The 16492-nt window shown below is 72.1% G+C and carries 13 protein-coding genes, 1 tRNA gene and 1 pseudogene; 7 read left to right on the top strand and 8 right to left on the bottom strand.

Going from position 1 to position 16492, the window contains the following annotated elements; genetic code table 11:
• Positions 1-159 precede the first annotated feature (159 nt).
• Entirely contained in the window at positions 160-1014 is an 855-nt protein-coding gene (locus ACZ7MG_RS10750) for an HAD family hydrolase (protein WP_471382975.1), read from the top strand.
• A gap of 175 nt (positions 1015-1189) precedes the next feature.
• Here ACZ7MG_RS10750 and ACZ7MG_RS10755 read toward each other — a convergent pair.
• The 6 genes from ACZ7MG_RS10755 to ACZ7MG_RS10780 form a co-directional block, all read right to left on the bottom strand.
• Positions 1190-1273, bottom strand: a tRNA-Ser gene (locus tag ACZ7MG_RS10755).
• Between the two features lie 285 nt (positions 1274-1558).
• Entirely contained in the window at positions 1559-1861 is a 303-nt protein-coding gene (locus ACZ7MG_RS10760; RefSeq protein ID WP_471382597.1) for an SGM_3592 family protein, read from the bottom strand.
• 159 nt (positions 1862-2020) lie between these two features.
• Positions 2021-2740 carry an ABC transporter permease gene (locus tag ACZ7MG_RS10765; RefSeq protein ID WP_471382595.1) on the bottom strand — a complete coding sequence of 240 codons (720 nt, stop codon included), beginning with the start codon at positions 2738-2740 and terminating at the stop codon, positions 2021-2023.
• 10 nt (positions 2741-2750) lie between these two features.
• The gene (locus ACZ7MG_RS10770) at positions 2751-3662 is read right to left on the bottom strand and encodes an ABC transporter ATP-binding protein (protein ID WP_005482879.1); all 912 of its coding nucleotides are present in this window, start codon (positions 3660-3662) and stop codon (positions 2751-2753) included.
• Entirely contained in the window at positions 3659-4612 is a 954-nt protein-coding gene (locus ACZ7MG_RS10775) for an ABC transporter permease subunit (protein ID WP_471382593.1), read from the bottom strand. The genes ACZ7MG_RS10770 and ACZ7MG_RS10775 overlap by 4 nt, the downstream gene beginning before the upstream one ends.
• On the bottom strand, positions 4602-5591 hold the full coding sequence (locus ACZ7MG_RS10780) for an ABC transporter ATP-binding protein (RefSeq protein ID WP_471382973.1): 990 nt from the start codon (positions 5589-5591) through the stop codon (positions 4602-4604). Before ACZ7MG_RS10780 ends, ACZ7MG_RS10775 begins: the two co-directional genes overlap by 11 nt.
• A gap of 385 nt (positions 5592-5976) precedes the next feature.
• On the opposite strand from ACZ7MG_RS10780, the pseudogene ACZ7MG_RS10785 reads away from it, so the two are divergent.
• The 6 genes and pseudogenes from ACZ7MG_RS10785 to ACZ7MG_RS10810 all read left to right on the top strand — a co-directional run.
• A pseudogene (locus ACZ7MG_RS10785) lies at positions 5977-6081 on the top strand (M24 family metallopeptidase); the annotation flags it as partial.
• Positions 6078-7862, top strand: coding sequence for an SDR family oxidoreductase (locus ACZ7MG_RS10790; protein WP_471382592.1), 1785 nt, complete (start codon positions 6078-6080; stop codon positions 7860-7862). The pseudogene ACZ7MG_RS10785 and the gene ACZ7MG_RS10790, both read left to right, overlap by 4 nt.
• Positions 7859-8893, top strand: coding sequence for a MerR family transcriptional regulator (locus ACZ7MG_RS10795; RefSeq protein ID WP_471382591.1), 1035 nt, complete (start codon positions 7859-7861; stop codon positions 8891-8893). The genes ACZ7MG_RS10790 and ACZ7MG_RS10795 overlap by 4 nt, the downstream gene beginning before the upstream one ends.
• A 123-nt stretch (positions 8894-9016) precedes the next feature.
• Positions 9017-9565: an RNA 2'-phosphotransferase gene (locus tag ACZ7MG_RS10800; protein WP_471382589.1), complete on the top strand. Its 549-nt coding sequence runs from the start codon at positions 9017-9019 to the stop codon at positions 9563-9565.
• A 36-nt stretch (positions 9566-9601) separates the two neighbouring features.
• Entirely contained in the window at positions 9602-10504 is a 903-nt protein-coding gene (locus ACZ7MG_RS10805; protein WP_471382588.1) for an LLM class flavin-dependent oxidoreductase, read from the top strand.
• 158 nt (positions 10505-10662) lie between these two features.
• A complete protein-coding gene (locus ACZ7MG_RS10810; protein WP_471382587.1) occupies positions 10663-11532 on the top strand; it encodes an HAD family hydrolase in 870 nt (289 codons plus the stop codon).
• Between the two features lie 82 nt (positions 11533-11614).
• Here ACZ7MG_RS10810 and ACZ7MG_RS10815 read toward each other — a convergent pair whose 3' ends face one another.
• Together ACZ7MG_RS10815 and cydD are read right to left on the bottom strand one after the other, a co-directional pair.
• The gene (locus tag ACZ7MG_RS10815; protein ID WP_471382586.1) at positions 11615-12679 is read right to left on the bottom strand and encodes a peptidoglycan DD-metalloendopeptidase family protein; all 1065 of its coding nucleotides are present in this window, start codon (positions 12677-12679) and stop codon (positions 11615-11617) included.
• 285 nt (positions 12680-12964) lie between these two features.
• A complete protein-coding gene (cydD, locus tag ACZ7MG_RS10820; protein ID WP_471382584.1) occupies positions 12965-16459 on the bottom strand; it encodes a thiol reductant ABC exporter subunit CydD in 3495 nt (1164 codons plus the stop codon).
• Between the last annotated feature and the right edge of the window lie 33 nt (positions 16460-16492).

Consider the following 16492-nt stretch of genomic DNA (forward strand, 5'->3'; position numbering starts at 1 on the left):
ACCGGGGGCCCGCTGGACTCCGGGAAGACGACGGTCCCCGGCGCCGCGGACACACCCGCGGCACCGCCGGGAGCCTGCGCATCGGTGGAACCCGGGGCATCGGTGAGGGCGGGGGCCTCGGTGGAAGCCGGGGCGAGGGCCGGGGCGTCGGCGGGGGCCGTGGGCTCCGAGTCGTCCGTATCCTCCTCGGACTCGGGCTCAAGTTCGGGCTCGGGCTCGGGCTTCCCGTACAAGCTGATCGCGACCGACCTCGACGGAACGCTCCTGCGTTCCGACGACTCGGTCTCCCGGCGCACGCGTGAGGCGCTCGCCGCGGCCACCGCGGCGGGCGCGGCCCATATCGTCGTCACCGGTCGGGCCGTCCCCTGGACCCGCCACATCCTCGACGACCTCGGCTACCGGGGACTGGCCGTCTGCGGCCAGGGCGCGCAGGTCTACGACGCCGGAGAGAACCGCCTGCTCACGGCCGTCACCCTGGACCGGCAGCTCGCCGCCGTGGCCCTGGCCAAGATCGAGGCGGAGGTCGGCCCGCTGCACCTGGCGGCCAGCCGGGCGGGCCTGGACGGCGAGATCCTGGTCGGCTCCGGCTACGCACTGCACGGCTCGCTCCCCACCACCCCGCTCACGGACGTGTCCGACCTCTGGGCGGCCCCGCTGAACAAGATCTACATACAGCACCCCACCCTGACCTCCGACGAACTCACCGAGGCCTCCCGTCAGGCCGCCGGCGGCTTCGTCACGGTCGCCATGGCCGGCGAGGGCATCGTCGAACTCCTCCCCCTCGGCCTCACCAAGGCCACCGGACTCTCCCTCGCCGCCCGCCGCCTCGGCGCGAAGCGCACCGACACCATCGCCTTCGGCGACATGCCCAACGACATCCCCATGTTCAACTGGGCCACCCACGGCGTAGCCATGGCCAACGCCCACCCCGACCTCAAAGCCGTCGCCGACGAGGTCACCTCGTCCAACGAGGCCGACGGCATCGCCGAGGTACTCGAGCGCCTACTGGGCTAGCCGGCCAGGGCGTGCCGACGGTCCACACCGGGGCGAGACACCATCGACGTGGCCGCCCGACGCCCGAGCCAGCCCAGCCCCAGCCCCAGCCCCAGCCCCAGCCCCAGCCGCGGGAGCCTCGACACACCTACCCCTGGCCCCACAACCCGGCCAGGTCACAGCGACAGCGAAACGGCGGAGGATGCACGAATCGAACGTGCGCGGGCACAACCCGACCACGGCTTAGCAAGCCGGTGCCTTACCACTCGGCCAATCCTCCGGGTGGGCGGCCCACGCGAAGCGATTCGCGTGCTCGAAGCGGCCGCCCCGGGCAACTCCCCGCTGGGGGTGACGGACTCGACGGAGGGGTAACTACTCCGGAGCCCGCCGTGGGCTGCCCTGCCGGGAACTCGACGCACTGTGCCTGATGGACAGCATCGCCGTGCTCCTCTCCCAGAACGTGGCGCCGGCTCGATCCGGCGACCTGGACATCAACCACTGTGCCCGGCAGCCGAGTTGCCCGCCACCGAATATCCGCCCGCGCGGAACCCTCCGCGCGAGGCTGTCACCGGCGGCGCCACCTCCGACGTCGCACCTTGCTGAAGAACCACCCGGCGGGCGGCTCGTCCGAGCGCCAGGGCTGGGGATCGGGGGCCTGCTGCCGCCAGCGCGCCGCGAGCATCCGGGCCCGCGCCGACGGTTCGGCCGTCTCGGCGGACCGTATGAAGTCCGCGTCCAGCACGATGTCGTCCCAGCCAGCCCCGCCCTCGGTGTCAGGCCCGACCTCGGCACCCGATCCGGGCCCGGCTGTGCCGTCGGGCACCGCCCCGCGTGGCTCACCGCTGTCGGGCGCAACCTCCGCTGCCATCCCCGTCCCTCCTGCCTCCTGGCCGCCCTCCTGGCCGCGTGATGTCGCTCGTTTCCCCTTCGCCCAGTCTGCCGGGGCGTAGGTGAAGCCCCCGTCAAGATCGAGGTCGGGGACGGGGACGGGTCGGGCCTCCGGGGCTGAGCGCCCCGGAGGGTTCCGTCACTCCTCGCCGGCCAGCTTCAGCGTCCGCAGCTTCTGTCCCGCGTACCAGGTCGCGCCCGCCGTGACGACCGTCAGCAGCACCACCGCCGTCGGCAGTCCCACGTCGGAGGTCACCAGGCCGCCGTCGGTGACCTTCTGGGCGACGGCGAGCGCCCACTGCTGGACACTGAGCGTGCGGGCCCCGTCCACCAGGGACCCGAAGAGGGTCTCCCAGACGAGCGCGTACACCAGCCCGAAGACGACCGCGTGCCGGGTGACCGTCCCGAGGAGCAGGAACATCGCCGCGTACGCGATCGAGGCGACCAGGGCCGCCACCGTGTAGGCGACCGCGATCTGCTGTCCGTTGCCGTTCAGGATCAGGCCGGCGATCAATGTCGGTATGGCCGAGAACGCCATGGTCACCGCGATCGCCACGATCAGCTTGGTGAAGATGATCGTCGGCCGTTTCACCGGCTTGGCCAGCAGATACACCACGGAGCCGTCGTCGATCTCCGGTCCGATCGCGCCCGTTCCCGCGATGACTCCGATGATCGGCACCATCGTGGCGAGCGCGAACCCGCCGAGGAGGTCCGCGGCCACCTGGTCGTCGGCGCCGCTCAGGGCGCGCACGGCCACCGCGAGCACGATCAGCAGGGCGGGCAGCGCGCTCAGTATGAGGGCCCGACGGCGGCCGAGCAGAGCCCGGTAGGTGAGCCGGGCGACTGTGGGGTCGTACATCTTCGGCCTCCTACGCCGCGACGAGATACGAGAAGACGGACTCGAGGGACTCGTCCGACGGCGAGACCGTGAGCAGACGGATGCCGTGGTCCCGGGCCACCCTCGGCAACAGGGTCGTGAACCGGCCGAAGTCGACGGCCTGGATACGCAACGCGCCCTCGGCCAGGTCCACTTCGATGCCCGCTGTCGACGGGTCGGCGATCAGCGCGGCGGCCAGCGCCCGGTCGTCGCTGGAACGCACCAGATAGCGGTGCGGGCGGTCGGTCATCAGCCGGCGGATGCGCCGGAAGTCACCGCTCGCCGCGTGCCGTCCGGCGACGATCACCTCGATGTGGGCCGCCAACTGCTCGACCTCTTCGAGGATGTGGGACGAGAACAGCACCGTGCGGCCCTCGTCGCCCATGCGCCGCAGCAGGTCCATGAGCTGCATGCGCTGGCGCGGGTCCATACCGTTGAACGGCTCGTCCAGCAGGAGCAGGGACGGTTCGTGAACCAGCGCGGACGCCATCTTCACGCGCTGGCGCATGCCCTTGGAGTACGTCGAGATCTTGCGGTCCTGCGCGTACTCCATCTCCACCGTGGCGAGCGCCCGCTGGGCTGCCTTCGCGCCCAGACCGTGCAGTTCGGCGTTGGCGACGACGAATTCGCGGCCCGTGAGGAAGTCGTACATCGCCTCGCGCTCGGGGACGATGCCGATGTGTTTGTAGATCTGCTCGTTGCGCCACACCGGCGTGCCGTCGAGGGTGACGGAGCCCGTCGAGGGGGCGAGGAAGCCGCCCATCATGTTGATGAGGGTGGACTTGCCGGCGCCGTTCGGCCCGAGCAGTCCGGTCACACCCGGGCCGATGGTCATGGTGACGTCGTTGACCGCCACCACGTTGCCGAACCAGCGTGAGACGTGGTCGATGTTGAGGGTGGTCACAGCCCGACCTTTCGGTAGCGGCGCATCAGCAGGCCGTAGGAGCCGGCGATGAGACCCAGGACGACGAGGAGATAGAGGACTCCCTGCCCACCGGAGGGACCGTGTCCGCCGGGGAAGGCGGAGGCGGCGCCCAGGAAGGCGGTCTGTACGCCGTCTATCAGGGTGATCGGCGAGAAGAGGCCCAGCCAGGGCACCACGTCGGCGCTGGACTGCTCGGTGGCGATGGCCTGGACGACGGACACGGCCCCGTAGGAGATGGTCAGCACGGCGATGACGGCCGCGATGCCGAAGCCGCGGCGCGGGGTGACCGCCGAGATCACCAGGCCGATGCCGGCGAAGAGGAGCGAGAGCAGTGCCACGGACACCAGTCCCTGCGCCAATCCCTTGGTCTGGTCGGTGAAGTCGAACTCGGCCAGCAACGCGCCCACATAGAGCACGAGCAGGGGCACCGCGGTGAGGATGAAGAGCGCCGAGGTCAGTGCCGCGAACTTCGCGCGGACGTAGTCGGCGGTCTCGATCGGGCGCGAGAAGTACAGCGGGACGGTCTTGAAGCGCAGGTCGCGCGAGACGGCCTGCGGTGCTTGGGAGGCGACGTACAGGCCGATGACGGCCTGCATGATGACCGCGTACTCGGTGTACTTGACGGGCAGGTCGTTGACGGGCAGGCCCTGGGACCGGGTGGCGATCGCGACCGCCACCATGATGGCCGCCGGCACGCACATCACCGCGAACAGCAGCATGGGCAGCACCTTGGACTTGGCCGAGCGGCCCAGTCCGTAGGCGCCACGCAGGGACTGCGAGTACAGCGAGCGGCGGGCGTAGGCACGGCCGAGGCGCGGGCCGTCGTACGAGCGGTATCCGATGTTGTGGATGCGGCTCTGCTCGCCCGTGCCGGCGGGCTGTCCACCGGCGAGGGCGGGTGCCTGCGCACCGTGCTGCTCAACCGCCATGGCCGACCGCCTCCTTTCCTGCGTCCTGGGCGCTCCGGGTGCCCGTCTGCTCGTCGTTGTCCTGGAAGACCTCGGCGATCTGGTGCCTGCGCTGCTCCATACGGACCAGGCCGAGCCCCAGGTCGGCGACGACGTCGCGGACCAGGTCGTAGGTCTCGTCGCTCTGGGCGGTGAGCAGCAGTATGTGCCCGGCACCCGGGAGGCCGCTGCCGTCGGCGACGGTCACTCCGCGCGCGTGGAGTGCCTCACGCAACGCGCCGGTGCCGTCGGGGTGTTCGTCGCTGTCGGTGACCTCGATCGCGAGGGTCGCCGTGCTCTGGGTGAAGTCCCGGGTGGAGCTGGACCGCAGGAGCTTGCCGCCGTCGACCACGACGACGTGGTCGCAGGTGCGCTCCAGCTCGCCGAGCAGGTGGGAGGTGACCAGGACCGAGATACCGAAGTCGGTGTGGATGCGGCGGATCAGGCCGAGCATCTCGTCGCGGCCGACCGGGTCCAGGCCGTTGGTCGGCTCGTCGAGGAAGACCAGCTGCGGGTCGTGCACGAGCGCCTGGGCGAGCTTCACCCGCTGCTTCATGCCCGTGGAGTAGCCGCCTATGGGGCGGTACCGCTCCTCGTACAGGCCGACGTGGCGCAGGGTGTCCGCGGTGCGCTCGCGCGCGGCGGTCGGCGGGAGCCCGGACATGCGCGCCATGTGCACGACGAACTCGGTGGCCGAGACGTCGGGCGGCAGGCAGTCGTGCTCCGGCATGTACCCCACGCGCTCACGGATGGCGCCGCCTTTGGTGGCGACGTCCAGGCCGAGCACCTCGGCCCGGCCCTCCGAGGCGGGGGACAGACCCAGCAGGATTTTGATCAGTGTGGACTTGCCGGCGCCATTGGCACCGACGAGTCCCGTCACACCGGGTCCGATGTCCACGGAGAGCCGGTCAAGAGCGGTCACCCTCGGGAACCGCTTGCTCAGGCTTTCGGTCGCGATCACAGTCACGATTCAGACATTAGGGGCCCGGGCCGCCGAGGTCGTCACCCCGCAGAGCTGTCTCGGCGTCACTCTCGAGTCGTACGGGCCCGTAGGGGGTCTCCACCGCCGGTCCCCCTAGGGGTCACCCTGAGGTCGAACGACCCGACGCAGGCAGGTCGCGTGGGAGCGGCCGTCAGGGAGTGAACGTCCGGCGTCGCCGTTTCGTGCCCGCGTTCACGTCCGTCTTCGAACCCGTCGGTTGTCCACAGCCCACGCACCCCCATTGACGCAGCCTCCATTCACTGTCACATTCGTTGATGTCATCTTGCGAACACGGACCGTAGTCGACGAGGACGGGTGGGGCAGCGGCATGACCTCGGCACCGACAGGCACCACCGGCCGCGCGAGGTTCTCCGGCCATCCGCCGCGGCCGGGCCTGTGGGCCGTCGAGCCCCACCTGGACGACGAGCTGGCGCACGTCCGACCGTGGACGGAGGAGAAGTGCCGATGACCGAAGGGGGAGACGTGACGGATGCGGTGACGCTGGAGGGCGCGCGGGAGCGCCGGGTGCGCGCGGACGGGGTCGAGTTGTGCGTCGCCGAGCTGGGCGATCCCGGGCAGCCGACGGTGCTGCTCGTGCACGGCTACCCCGACACCAAGGAGGTGTGGTCCGAGGTCGCCGTACGGCTCGCGGGGCGCTTCCACGTGGTGCTGTACGACGTGCGCGGCCACGGCCGGTCGACGGCGCCGCAGCCGTTGCGCGGCGGGTTCACGCTGGAGAAGCTGACGGACGACTTCCTGGCGGTCGTGGACGCGGTCAGCCCCGGCCGCCCCGTTCATCTGGTGGGGCACGACTGGGGTTCCGTGCAGGGCTGGGAGTTCGCGACGGCCGAGCGCACCGAGGGCCGTGTCGCGTCCTTCACCTCGATGTCCGGCCCTTCCCTCGACCACCTGGGGCACTGGATCAAACGACGGGCGAAGCGCCCCACCCCGCGCCGGATCGGCCAACTCCTCGGCCAAGGCGCCAAGTCCTGGTACATCTACGTGCTGCACACACCCGTGCTTCCCGAACTCGCCTGGCGCGGCCCCCTCGGCAAGCGGTGGCCCGCCCTGGTCCGGCGTGCCGAGAAGCTGCCCGGGCGCGACTACCCCAGCCCGTCGCTGCCCACGGACGCCGCACACGGTGTCTGGCTGTACCGGGACAACATCCGGACTCGTCTGGCCCGCCCTCGTGACGACGCGTACGCCCACGCGCCCGTGCAGCTCATCACGCCTCTGGGGGACCAGTTCCTCTCCGAGCACCTCTACGACGACCTGGAGTCGTGGGCGCCGGAGCTCACCCGTCGCACCCTGCCCGCCAAGCACTGGATCCCGCGCACACGCCCCGACCAACTGGCCTCCTGGATCACCGAGTTCGTCACGCGGGCCGAGGGCGGCCGCCCCGCACCGGCGGCCACCGGGAAGTACACGGACCGGTTCGGCGGGCAGTTGGTGCTGGTCACCGGCGCGGCCGGCGGCATCGGCCGGGCCACGGCCGTCGCCTTCGCCGAGGCCGGGGCCCGCGTCGTCGCCGTCGACCTGGACGCCGAAGGCGCGGCCCGCACCGCGGAGCTGGCCCGGCTGATCGGCGCGCCCGAGGCCTGGGCCGAGGCGGTCGACGTCTCGGACGAACAGGCCATGGAGAAACTCGCCGAGAAGGTCGCCTCGACGTACGGCGTGGTCGACGTGCTCGTGAACAACGCGGGGATCGGGCTGTCGGGGTCCTTCCTCGACACCACCGCCGAGGACTGGCGGAAGGTCCTCGACGTCAACCTGTGGGGCGTGATCCACGGTTGTCGGCTCTTCGGCAGGCAGATGGCCGAGCGCGGCCAGGGCGGCCACATCGTCAACACCGCGTCGGCCGCCGCGTATCTGCCGTCCAGGTCACTGCCCGCGTACAGCACCTCCAAGGCGGCCGTCCTGATGCTGAGCGAGTGCCTGCGCGCGGAGCTGGCCGGGCAGGGCATCGGGGTGACGGCGATCTGCCCCGGCATCGTCAACACCAACATCACCTCGACCGCGCGCTTCGCCGGCGTCGACGCCGAGGAGGAGAAGCGCCGGCAGCGGAAGGCCTCGAAGCTGTACGGGCTGCGGAACTACCCGCCGGAGAAGGTCGCGGACGCCGTCCTGCGCGCGGTGGTCCGCAACCAGGCGGTCGTCCCCGTCACGCCGGAGGCCCACGGCGGCCGTTTCATGTCCCGGTTCACCCCGCGCGCGCTGCGCGCGCTCGCCCGCCTGGAACCGCCGCTATGAGCCACCGGGACGAGCGGGACGCGAACGGGCACCATGTGATCGGCCCCCGCACGGTCCCCCCGGCGACCGGACCCCGGCCGCCGAAGTGCTCGCCCGGGCCTGCTCCCGCGTATCGCATCGAGGATCTGGCGCACCGTAGCGGTGCCACGGTCCGGACGATCCGTGCCTACCAGGACCGCGGGCTGCTCCCCCGCCCCGAGCGGCGTGGGCGGGCGAACGTCTACTCGGACACGCATCTGACCAGACTGCGCCAGATCGCCGACCTGCTCGACCGCGGCTACACCCTGGCCTCCATCAAGGAGTTGCTGGAAGCCTGGGACACCGGCCGGGGCCTCGGCGGGGTGCTCGGCCTGGCCGCCGAGGTCGACGGGCCATGGACCGACGAGCAGGCCGTACGGATCTCACGGGCCGAGCTCGTCGAGCGGTTCGGCGGCGCCCCGGACGAGGCGGCGGTGGCCCACGCGGTCGACCTGGGTGTGCTGCAGCAGGTGCCCGGCGAGGAGGACCAGTTCCTCGTGCCCAGCCCCCAAGAGCTGTCCGTGGCGGCCGAGTTGCACGCGGCCGGGGTGCCGTTGTCCGCGATCGCCGGTCATCTACGGGAGTTGAGGGGCCAGGTCGAGCACATCGCCGCCCGCTTCCTGGAGTTCACGACCGAGCATGTGTTCGCCCGCTATATCGGCCCGCACCAGCCACCGTCCGACGCGGACGCGGTCGAGGCGACAACGCTCGTACGGCGGCTGCGGCCGCTCGCGCATCAGACGGTGGACGCCGAACTCGCCCGCGCGATGCGGCTTTTCGCCACCCGCCAGCTGCTCCGGCACCTCGACTTCGACGCCCCCGCCGAAGTCCCGGAAGAGTCGTGCTATGTACGGATCCCGGCGTCCACGATGCGGGCCGTCGAGACGCTGGTTGGCCCCGCGCACGCGTCGGACTTCGTCGCGGCGGCAGCCGAACGGGAGGTACAGTCACGGACCTTGGACAGGCTCACAGCAAACATGCGCGATAGTGACAAAGTTGACCAATCACCCTGAATCGGTCCGCTAGTTGTCCACAGAATCTCCAATTAGCCTGTGGATAACTACACTTGGCTGTGGATCAAACATCCGGATCAAAATCAAGTGCGTGACACCGGTCTCGCCAGGCACGCTGGCGGAATGAACGAACGACGTACCGTGAGAGTGTCGAAGTACCTCTCGAAACACCTCCGACACCAGCCGGAGCGGATCGGGCTCACCCTCGACGAGGGCGGCTGGGTCGGGATCGACACACTCATCGAGGCAGCCGCCGCCCACGGCTTCCACTTCACCAGGGCGGAACTCGATCACGTGGTCGAGGCCAACGACAAACAGCGCTTCGCGATCGAAGGTGACCGGATCCGCGCCAGCCAGGGCCACACCGTCGAGGTCGACCTCGGCCTGCCCCCGGCGGCCCCGCCGCCGTACCTCTACCACGGGACCGTGCAGGCCTACCTGAGCGCGATCCGCGCCGAGGGCCTGCGTGCCATGAACCGGCACGACGTGCACCTCTCGCCCGACCGGGAGACCGCCACCCGCGTCGGCGCCCGCCGGGGCCGCCCCGTCGTGCTCTCCGTGGACGCGGGCGCCATGCACCGCGACGGGCACGTCTTCCGGGTCAGCGCCAACGGGGTGTGGCTGACCGACACGGTGCCGCCCGCCTACCTGCGGTTCCCCGAGTCGCGCTGAGCGGAACCACCCGACCGTTGCCCTTACGCTCGATGTATGAGTCTGCGTCTGAGCACCGTGATCCTGCCGTACCTCCGCTGGCACGAGGGCGGCCGTGCCATGTGGCAGCGGGCCGAGCAGCTCGGGTTCCATACCGCGTTCACGTACGACCACCTGTCGTGGCGGACCTTCCGGGACGGGCCGTGGTTCGGCGCCGTGCCGACCCTGACCGCGGCTGCCGCCGTGACCGACCATCTTCGCCTCGGCACCCTCGTGACCTCGCCGAACTTCCGGCACCCGGTGACCCTCGCCAAGGAACTGATCTCCCTCGACGACATCTCCGGCGGCCGGCTCACCCTCGGCGTCGGCGCGGGCGGCACCGGCTTCGACGCCACCGCGCTCGGCCAGGAGCCGTGGACTCCACGTGAGCGCGCCGACCGTCTCGCCGAGTTCGTCCCCCTGCTCGACCGGCTCCTCACCGAGGACTCCGTCTCGTACGAGGGCGACTACTACTCCGCCCACGAGGCACGCAACATCCCCGGCTGCGTGCAGCGCCCCCGGCTGCCCTTCGCGGTGGCCGCCACCGGGCCGCGCGGTATGCGACTGGCCGCACGGTACGGACAGGCGTGGGTGACCACCGGGGACCCCAAGCTGTTCGAGTCGGGCACCCCCGAGCAGTCGGTGCAGGCCATCCGCGGACAGGTCGAGAAGCTGGCCGACACCGCCGCCGCGCTCGGCCGGGAGGCGACAGGGCTCGACAAGATCCTGCTCACGGGCTTCACCCCGGACCGCGGCCGGCCGCTGGAGTCGCTGGACGCGTTCGTGGACTTCGCGGGCCGCCACGCCGAGCTGGGCATCACCGACCTCGTGATCCACTGGCCGATCCCCGACTCGGTCTTCGCCGCGGACGAGAAGGTGTTCGAGCGGATCGCCATGGAGGCACCGGCCCAGCTCGCCTGAAAGCCCCGGGAACAGCTGCGGGGCGGGGACCCACCGCTCTCGGGAGCACGAGGACAACGCTCCAGACAGCGCAGGTGGCGGGCCCGGCCAGGGCGGTGATCACTCACCTGTGCGGGCGCCCGCACGAGCGTGCGCGCATATGCGCGACAATGGGGTCCGTGACCTCAGCGACGCGACAGCCCGAGACCCCGGCCCCGACCGTCCCGCTCCGGCTGATAGCCACGGACCTCGACGGCACCCTGCTCCGCGACGACAAGTCGGTCTCCCCCCGCACCGTCGCCGCCCTCGCGGCCGCCGAGGAGGCCGGCGTCGAGGTGTTCTTCGTCACCGGCCGCCCCGCCCGCTGGATGGATGTCGTCAGCGAGCACGTCCACGGCCACGGCCTCGCGATCTGCGGAAACGGCGCCGCCGTGGTCGACCTGCACGGCGGCCCGGGCGCTCACCGCTTCGTCAAGGTCCGCGAACTGGCGCGGGAGAACGCGCTGGACGCCGTACGGCTGCTGCGCGAGGCCGCGCCGGGCACGGTGTACGCGGTCGAGCAGACGTACGGCTTCAACCAGGAGCCCGAGTACCCCAAGCTCCACATGGAGATCCCCGACGTCCTCGCCCCGGCCGAGAAGCTGCTGGGCCCGGGCGGTGTGGCCGACGACGAGCCCGTGCTGAAGATCCTCGCATACCACCCCTCGATCGACCCCGACGACTTCCTCGCCACCGCCCGGATCGCCGTCGGCGACCGTGCCACCATCACCCGCTCCAGCCCCAGCGCCCTGCTGGAGATCAGCGGACCGGGCGTCTCCAAGGCCAGCACCCTCGCCCTGTGCTGCGCCGAGCGCGGCATCTCCCACGAGGAGGTCGTCGCCTTCGGGGACATGCCGAACGACGTCGAGATGCTCACCTGGGCCGGCCAGTCGTACGCCATGGGCAACGCCCACCCGGACGTCCTCGCGGCGGCCTCCGGCCGGACCGTGGCCAACAACGAGGACGGCGTGGCGGTCGTGATCGAACGCCTGCTGGCGGAACGGCTGTAGCCGGACGCGGCCACCACCGGCCACGGCCGCGGCGTAGCCACCACCCGCCACGGCCGAGTCGATACCGGGGGACCCGCCGCGGTCACAGCTCCACCCCGTGCTCGCGCAGCCACGGCACCGGGTCCACGCCCGACCCCAGCTCCGGGGTGACCCGTACCTCGAAGTGCAGATGCGGTCCGGTGGAGTTGCCGGTGGTGCCCGCCTGGCCGATCCACTGCCCCGGCGCCACCCGGTCGCCCTGGTCGACGGTGACGGCGGCGAGGTGCGCGTACTGCGTGTAGTAGCCGTCCGCGTGCTCGACGACGATCTCGATGCCGAAGGCGCCCCCGCAGGACACCTTCACGACCCTCCCCGCCCCGACCGCCCGCACCGGTGTGCCGATCGGGACCGCGAAGTCCTGCCCGGTGTGCCGACCCGCCCAGCGCTCGCCGCCGCTGCCGTAGCCCGCGGACAGGTCGTACGTGGCCACCGGCGCGACCCATGCCTTCGACCGCCCGTCGTCCGGCTGATCCAGCCGGACGGCTCCCCGGCAGGCGCCGGCCGCGACCGCCGCGTCGGCCTGCCCCTGGAGCGTCCACTGCGCCTCCTCCAGCTTCTCCTCGATCGCCCGCTTGACGCCGGAGAGCCCGGTCTTCCATTCCTCCAGCGCCCGCCACGCCGCAGCGGCCTTCGCCTCGTCCGCGGCGAGTCTCGTCTCCGCGCGGCGGCTCTTCGACACGGCGTTGTTGACCGCCAGATCGGCCTGCCAGACGGCCCGCTGACCTCGCATCAGCTCCTCGGGATCGGCCGCGAACAGCATCTGCGCGGTGTACGGCACCCCACCGCCCTCGCGGTACTGGGCGCGCGCGATCCGGCCGAGGTCGGCGTTCAGCACGGCGATCTGCTTCCGCTCCCGCACGAGGAGCTTCTCCAGCCGCTGTGCGTTCGTCTTCTGCGCCTCGACCGCCCGCCGCCCCGCCTCGTACCGCTGCGTCGCCACCGCCGCTTCCTCGAACAGTCGCGCCACCCGGGTGCTGATGCCTTCCTCGCCGGGCCCGCCCGGCGCCCCACCGCCATCGCCTTCGGCCGCCGTCGGCCGGGCCACGACGAGCACCGAGGCGCACAGCACCACGACGGCGAACAGCGGGTGTCGGCGAGAGAAGCGCATAGCAGCGATCGTGGCCCCGCCCACCGCCGCAGTCCTGTCCGAGTCGTACGGCCGGGGGACGCGGTGCCCCGGACGGTCCAAGGGCCTGGGCCGAACAGGGGCCAGATCGCGGTGCGTTCGGCGCGGAGCCTTGCGGGCGGCCCGGGTCCTCCTGGACGGGCCCGCTCCGAAGGCCACGGCGGTGGCCCGCCCGCCCGGCCGACCGCCAGGGCAGACCCGCCATCAGGTACGTCCCGGCACAGCCGCGAAGCGCGGCCGTGCCCGCCCACCCGTGACGCGCTCGGCTCAGACCCCGGCCAGCAGTTCCCCCGCCGCCTCGCGCTCCACCATCGCCCGCAAGGGCCCGTCCACCAGGGCCAGTTCCGCGTACGTCCCGCGCTGGGCGACGCGTCCCTCCGCCAGCACGACCACCTCGTCCACGGCGTCGAGACCGGCCAGCCGATGGGTGATCAGCAGGGTCGTACGGCCCTCGGTCGCGGCCAGCAGATCCGCGGTCAGCGCGTCGGCCGTCGGCAGGTCCAGGTGTTCCGCGGGCTCGTCGAGGACGAAGACCGGGAAGTCGGCCAGCAGCGCGCGGGCGAGGGCGAGCCGCTGGCGCTGACCACCGGACAGCCGGGCCCCGTGCTCGCCGATCAAGGTGTCCAGCCCGTCCGGCAGTTCGTCGGCCCAGTCGAGCAGCCGTGCCCGCGCGAGCGCGTCCCGCAGTTCCGTCTCGTCCGCGTCCTTCCGGGCGAGCAGCAGGTTCTCCCGCACCGAACTGTCGAAGAGGTGCGCGTCCTGGGCGCACAGCCCCACGAGCCGCCGTACGGCGTCCCCGTCGAGCGCGTACGCGTCCACCCCGCCCAGCGTGTACGTCCCTTCGCGCGCGTCCAGGAAACGCAGCAGCACCTGGGCCAGCGTCGTCTTGCCCGCCCCCGAGACACCGACCACGGCGATCCTGCGCCCCTGTTCGAGGGTGAGGTCCAAGCCGGCGAGCGCGTCCCGCTCCTGCCCGGCGTACCGCGCGCCGAGCCCGGCGAGCCGCAGCGGGAACGGCGACACCGGCGCCTCGGCCGGCTCCTCCGGTTCGCGTACGGGGTCGGGGGCGTCCAGCACCTCGTACACGCGCTCCGCGCTCCTGCGCACCCGCTGGCGGAACTGGACGGCCGACGGCATCCCCAGCACCGCCTCGAACGCGGCCAGCGGGGTGAGGACGACGACGGCCATGGCCACCCCGCTCAGCCAGCCGTCGACGACGGCCTGGGCGCCGAGGAGCGCGGTGGCGGCGACGGTGAGCCCGGAGACGAGCGCGGTGAGCCCGTCGCCGAGCGCGGTGGCGGTGGCGGCGCGGGAGGCGATCCGGGTGAGCACCCGGTCGGCTCGGCGCGCATCGGCGGTACGGCCGGGCAGGGCGCCCGCGACCGTCAACTCGGCGGTACCGGTGAGCAGATCGGCCACGTGGGTGGCCAGCACCCCGCGGGCCGGCGCCAGCCGGTGCTCCGCCCGCCGGGCCACGGCGCCGGTGACGAGGGGCACCCCGGCTCCGGCGGCGAGCAGCCCGACGGCGAGAGCGGCTCCGGCCTCGGGCAGCAGCCAGGCGGTGAACCCGACGGAGGCGGCGGAGACGGCCACCGCGGCCCCGGCGGGCAGCAGCCAGCGCACCCAGTAGTCCTGCAAGGCGTCCACATCGGCGACCAGTCGCGAGAGCAGATCGCCGCGCCTGGTCGTGCGCAGCCCGGCGGGCGCCAGTCGCTCCAGCCTCCGGTAGACGGCCACCCGCGTGTCGGCCAGCATCCGCAGCACGGTGTCGTGCGACACGAGCCGCTCCGCGTACCGGAACACCGCCCGACCGATCCCGAAGGCACGCGTGGCCGTCACCGCGACCATCAGATACAGCACCGGAGGCTGCTGCGAGGCCCGTGAGATCAGCCACCCGGAGGTCGCCATGAGCCCCACGGCGCTGCCCAGCGCGAGGCTGCCGAGCAGCAGGGCGAGGACGAGCCGGCCCCGACGTGGCCCGGCCATGCGGCGCACTCGGCTCAGCACACTCCCACGCTGTTCCCGTGGCGGTTCCTCAGCGGGCGCCGAGGCCGGGGCCTCCTGTCGGCCCGGCCTGCGCGGCGCGGCGATCCTGTCGTGCCCGACAACCGGTGCCGTCCCGCGCCCCTGCGCCTCCTCCAGCCGCACCACCCGGTCCGCCACTGCCAGCAGCGCCGGCCGGTGGACCACCAGCAGCACCGTCCGGCCGACCGCCAGCCGCCGTACCGCCTCCACGACCTCCGCCTCGGTCTCCCCGTCCAGCGAGGCCGTCGGCTCGTCGAGGAGCAGCACGGGCCGGTCGGCGAGGAACGCCCGGGCGAGGGCCAGCCGTTGCCGCTGTCCGGCGGAGAGACCGGCGCCGTCCTCACCGAGGAGCGTCGCAGCCTTGGCGGGCAGCGCGTCCACGAACTCCAGCGCCCCCGCGTCGGCGAGCGCACACCGTACCGCCGTGTCGTCGGCGTCCGGACGGGCCAGCCGGACGTTCTCGGCGATCGATCCGGCGTACAGGTGCGGCCGCTGCGGCACCCAGGCCACGCGTGAACGCCACTGGTCCAGGTCGAGCGAGGCAAGATCGGCTCCCCCGACCCGTACGGTGCCCGCCGTGGCCTCCGTGAAGCCCAGCAGGACGCTCAGCAGGGTCGACTTGCCCACCCCGCTCGGCCCGACGAGGGCCACCGTCTCACCGGGGGCCACGGTGAGGGACACGTCCGAGACGGCGTCGTACGACCGGCCGGGGTAGCGGACGGTCACCCCGTCGAAGTGGAGGTCACCGGCGGACGGCATGGCACCGGTCCCCGACGCCGGCACCGGCGTCTCCAGGACCTCGAAGATCTCCTCGGCCGCCGCGAGTCCCTCGGCGGCGGCGTGGAACTGGGTGCCCACCTGCCGTACCGGCAGATACGCCTCGGGGGCCAGCACGAGGATGACCAGCCCGATGTACAGGTCCATCTCGCCGTGGACAAGCCGCATGCCGATGGTGACCGCGACCAGCGCGACCGAGATCGTCGCGAGCAGCTCCAGCGCGAAGGACGACAGGAAGGCGATCCGCAGCGTCCGCATGGTCGCCTGGCGGTACTCGCCGGTGATCCGCTTGATCGACTCGGCCTGTGCCTTGGCCCGGCCGAAGACCTTCAGCGTCGGGAGCCCGGCCACGACGTCCAGGAAATGCCCCGACAGCTGTGACAGCAGCCGCCACTGACGGTCCATCTGCGAGCGGGTGGCCCAGCCGATCAGCACCATGAAGACCGGGATCAGCGGCAGCGTGCCGACGATGATCGCCGCCGACACCCAGTCCTCGGTGACGATCCGCGCCAGCACCGCGACGGGTACGACGACGGCGAGGCCCAACTGCGGCAGATAGCGCGCGAAGTAGTCGTCGAGCGCGTCGACCCCCCGGGTGGCGAGGGCGACCAGCGAGCCGGTGCGCTGTCCGCTCAGCCAGCCGGGCCCCAGTGCGGTGGCCCGCTCCAACAGCCGCCCCCGCAGCTCCGACTTCACCGCCGCGCTCGCGCGGTGAGCGGCCAGCTCGGTGAGCCAGGAGACCAGGGCCCGTCCCAGCGCGACCGCCGCCAGGAGCAGCAGGGGAGTGCGGAGTTGAGCGACGGGCAGCTCGTGCTGGAAGGCGCCGACCACCACTTCGGCGATGAGCATGGCCTGGGCGATGACCAGGGCCGCGCCCACAACACCCAGACCGACGACCACCACCAGGAACAGCCGGGTGGCACGGGCGTACCGCAGGAGTCGCGGGTCGATCGGTTTCACGTGAAACACCCTCTTCTCAGCAGGCATGTTTCA

The organism is Streptomyces sp. NPDC107538 (genome assembly GCF_055657445.1).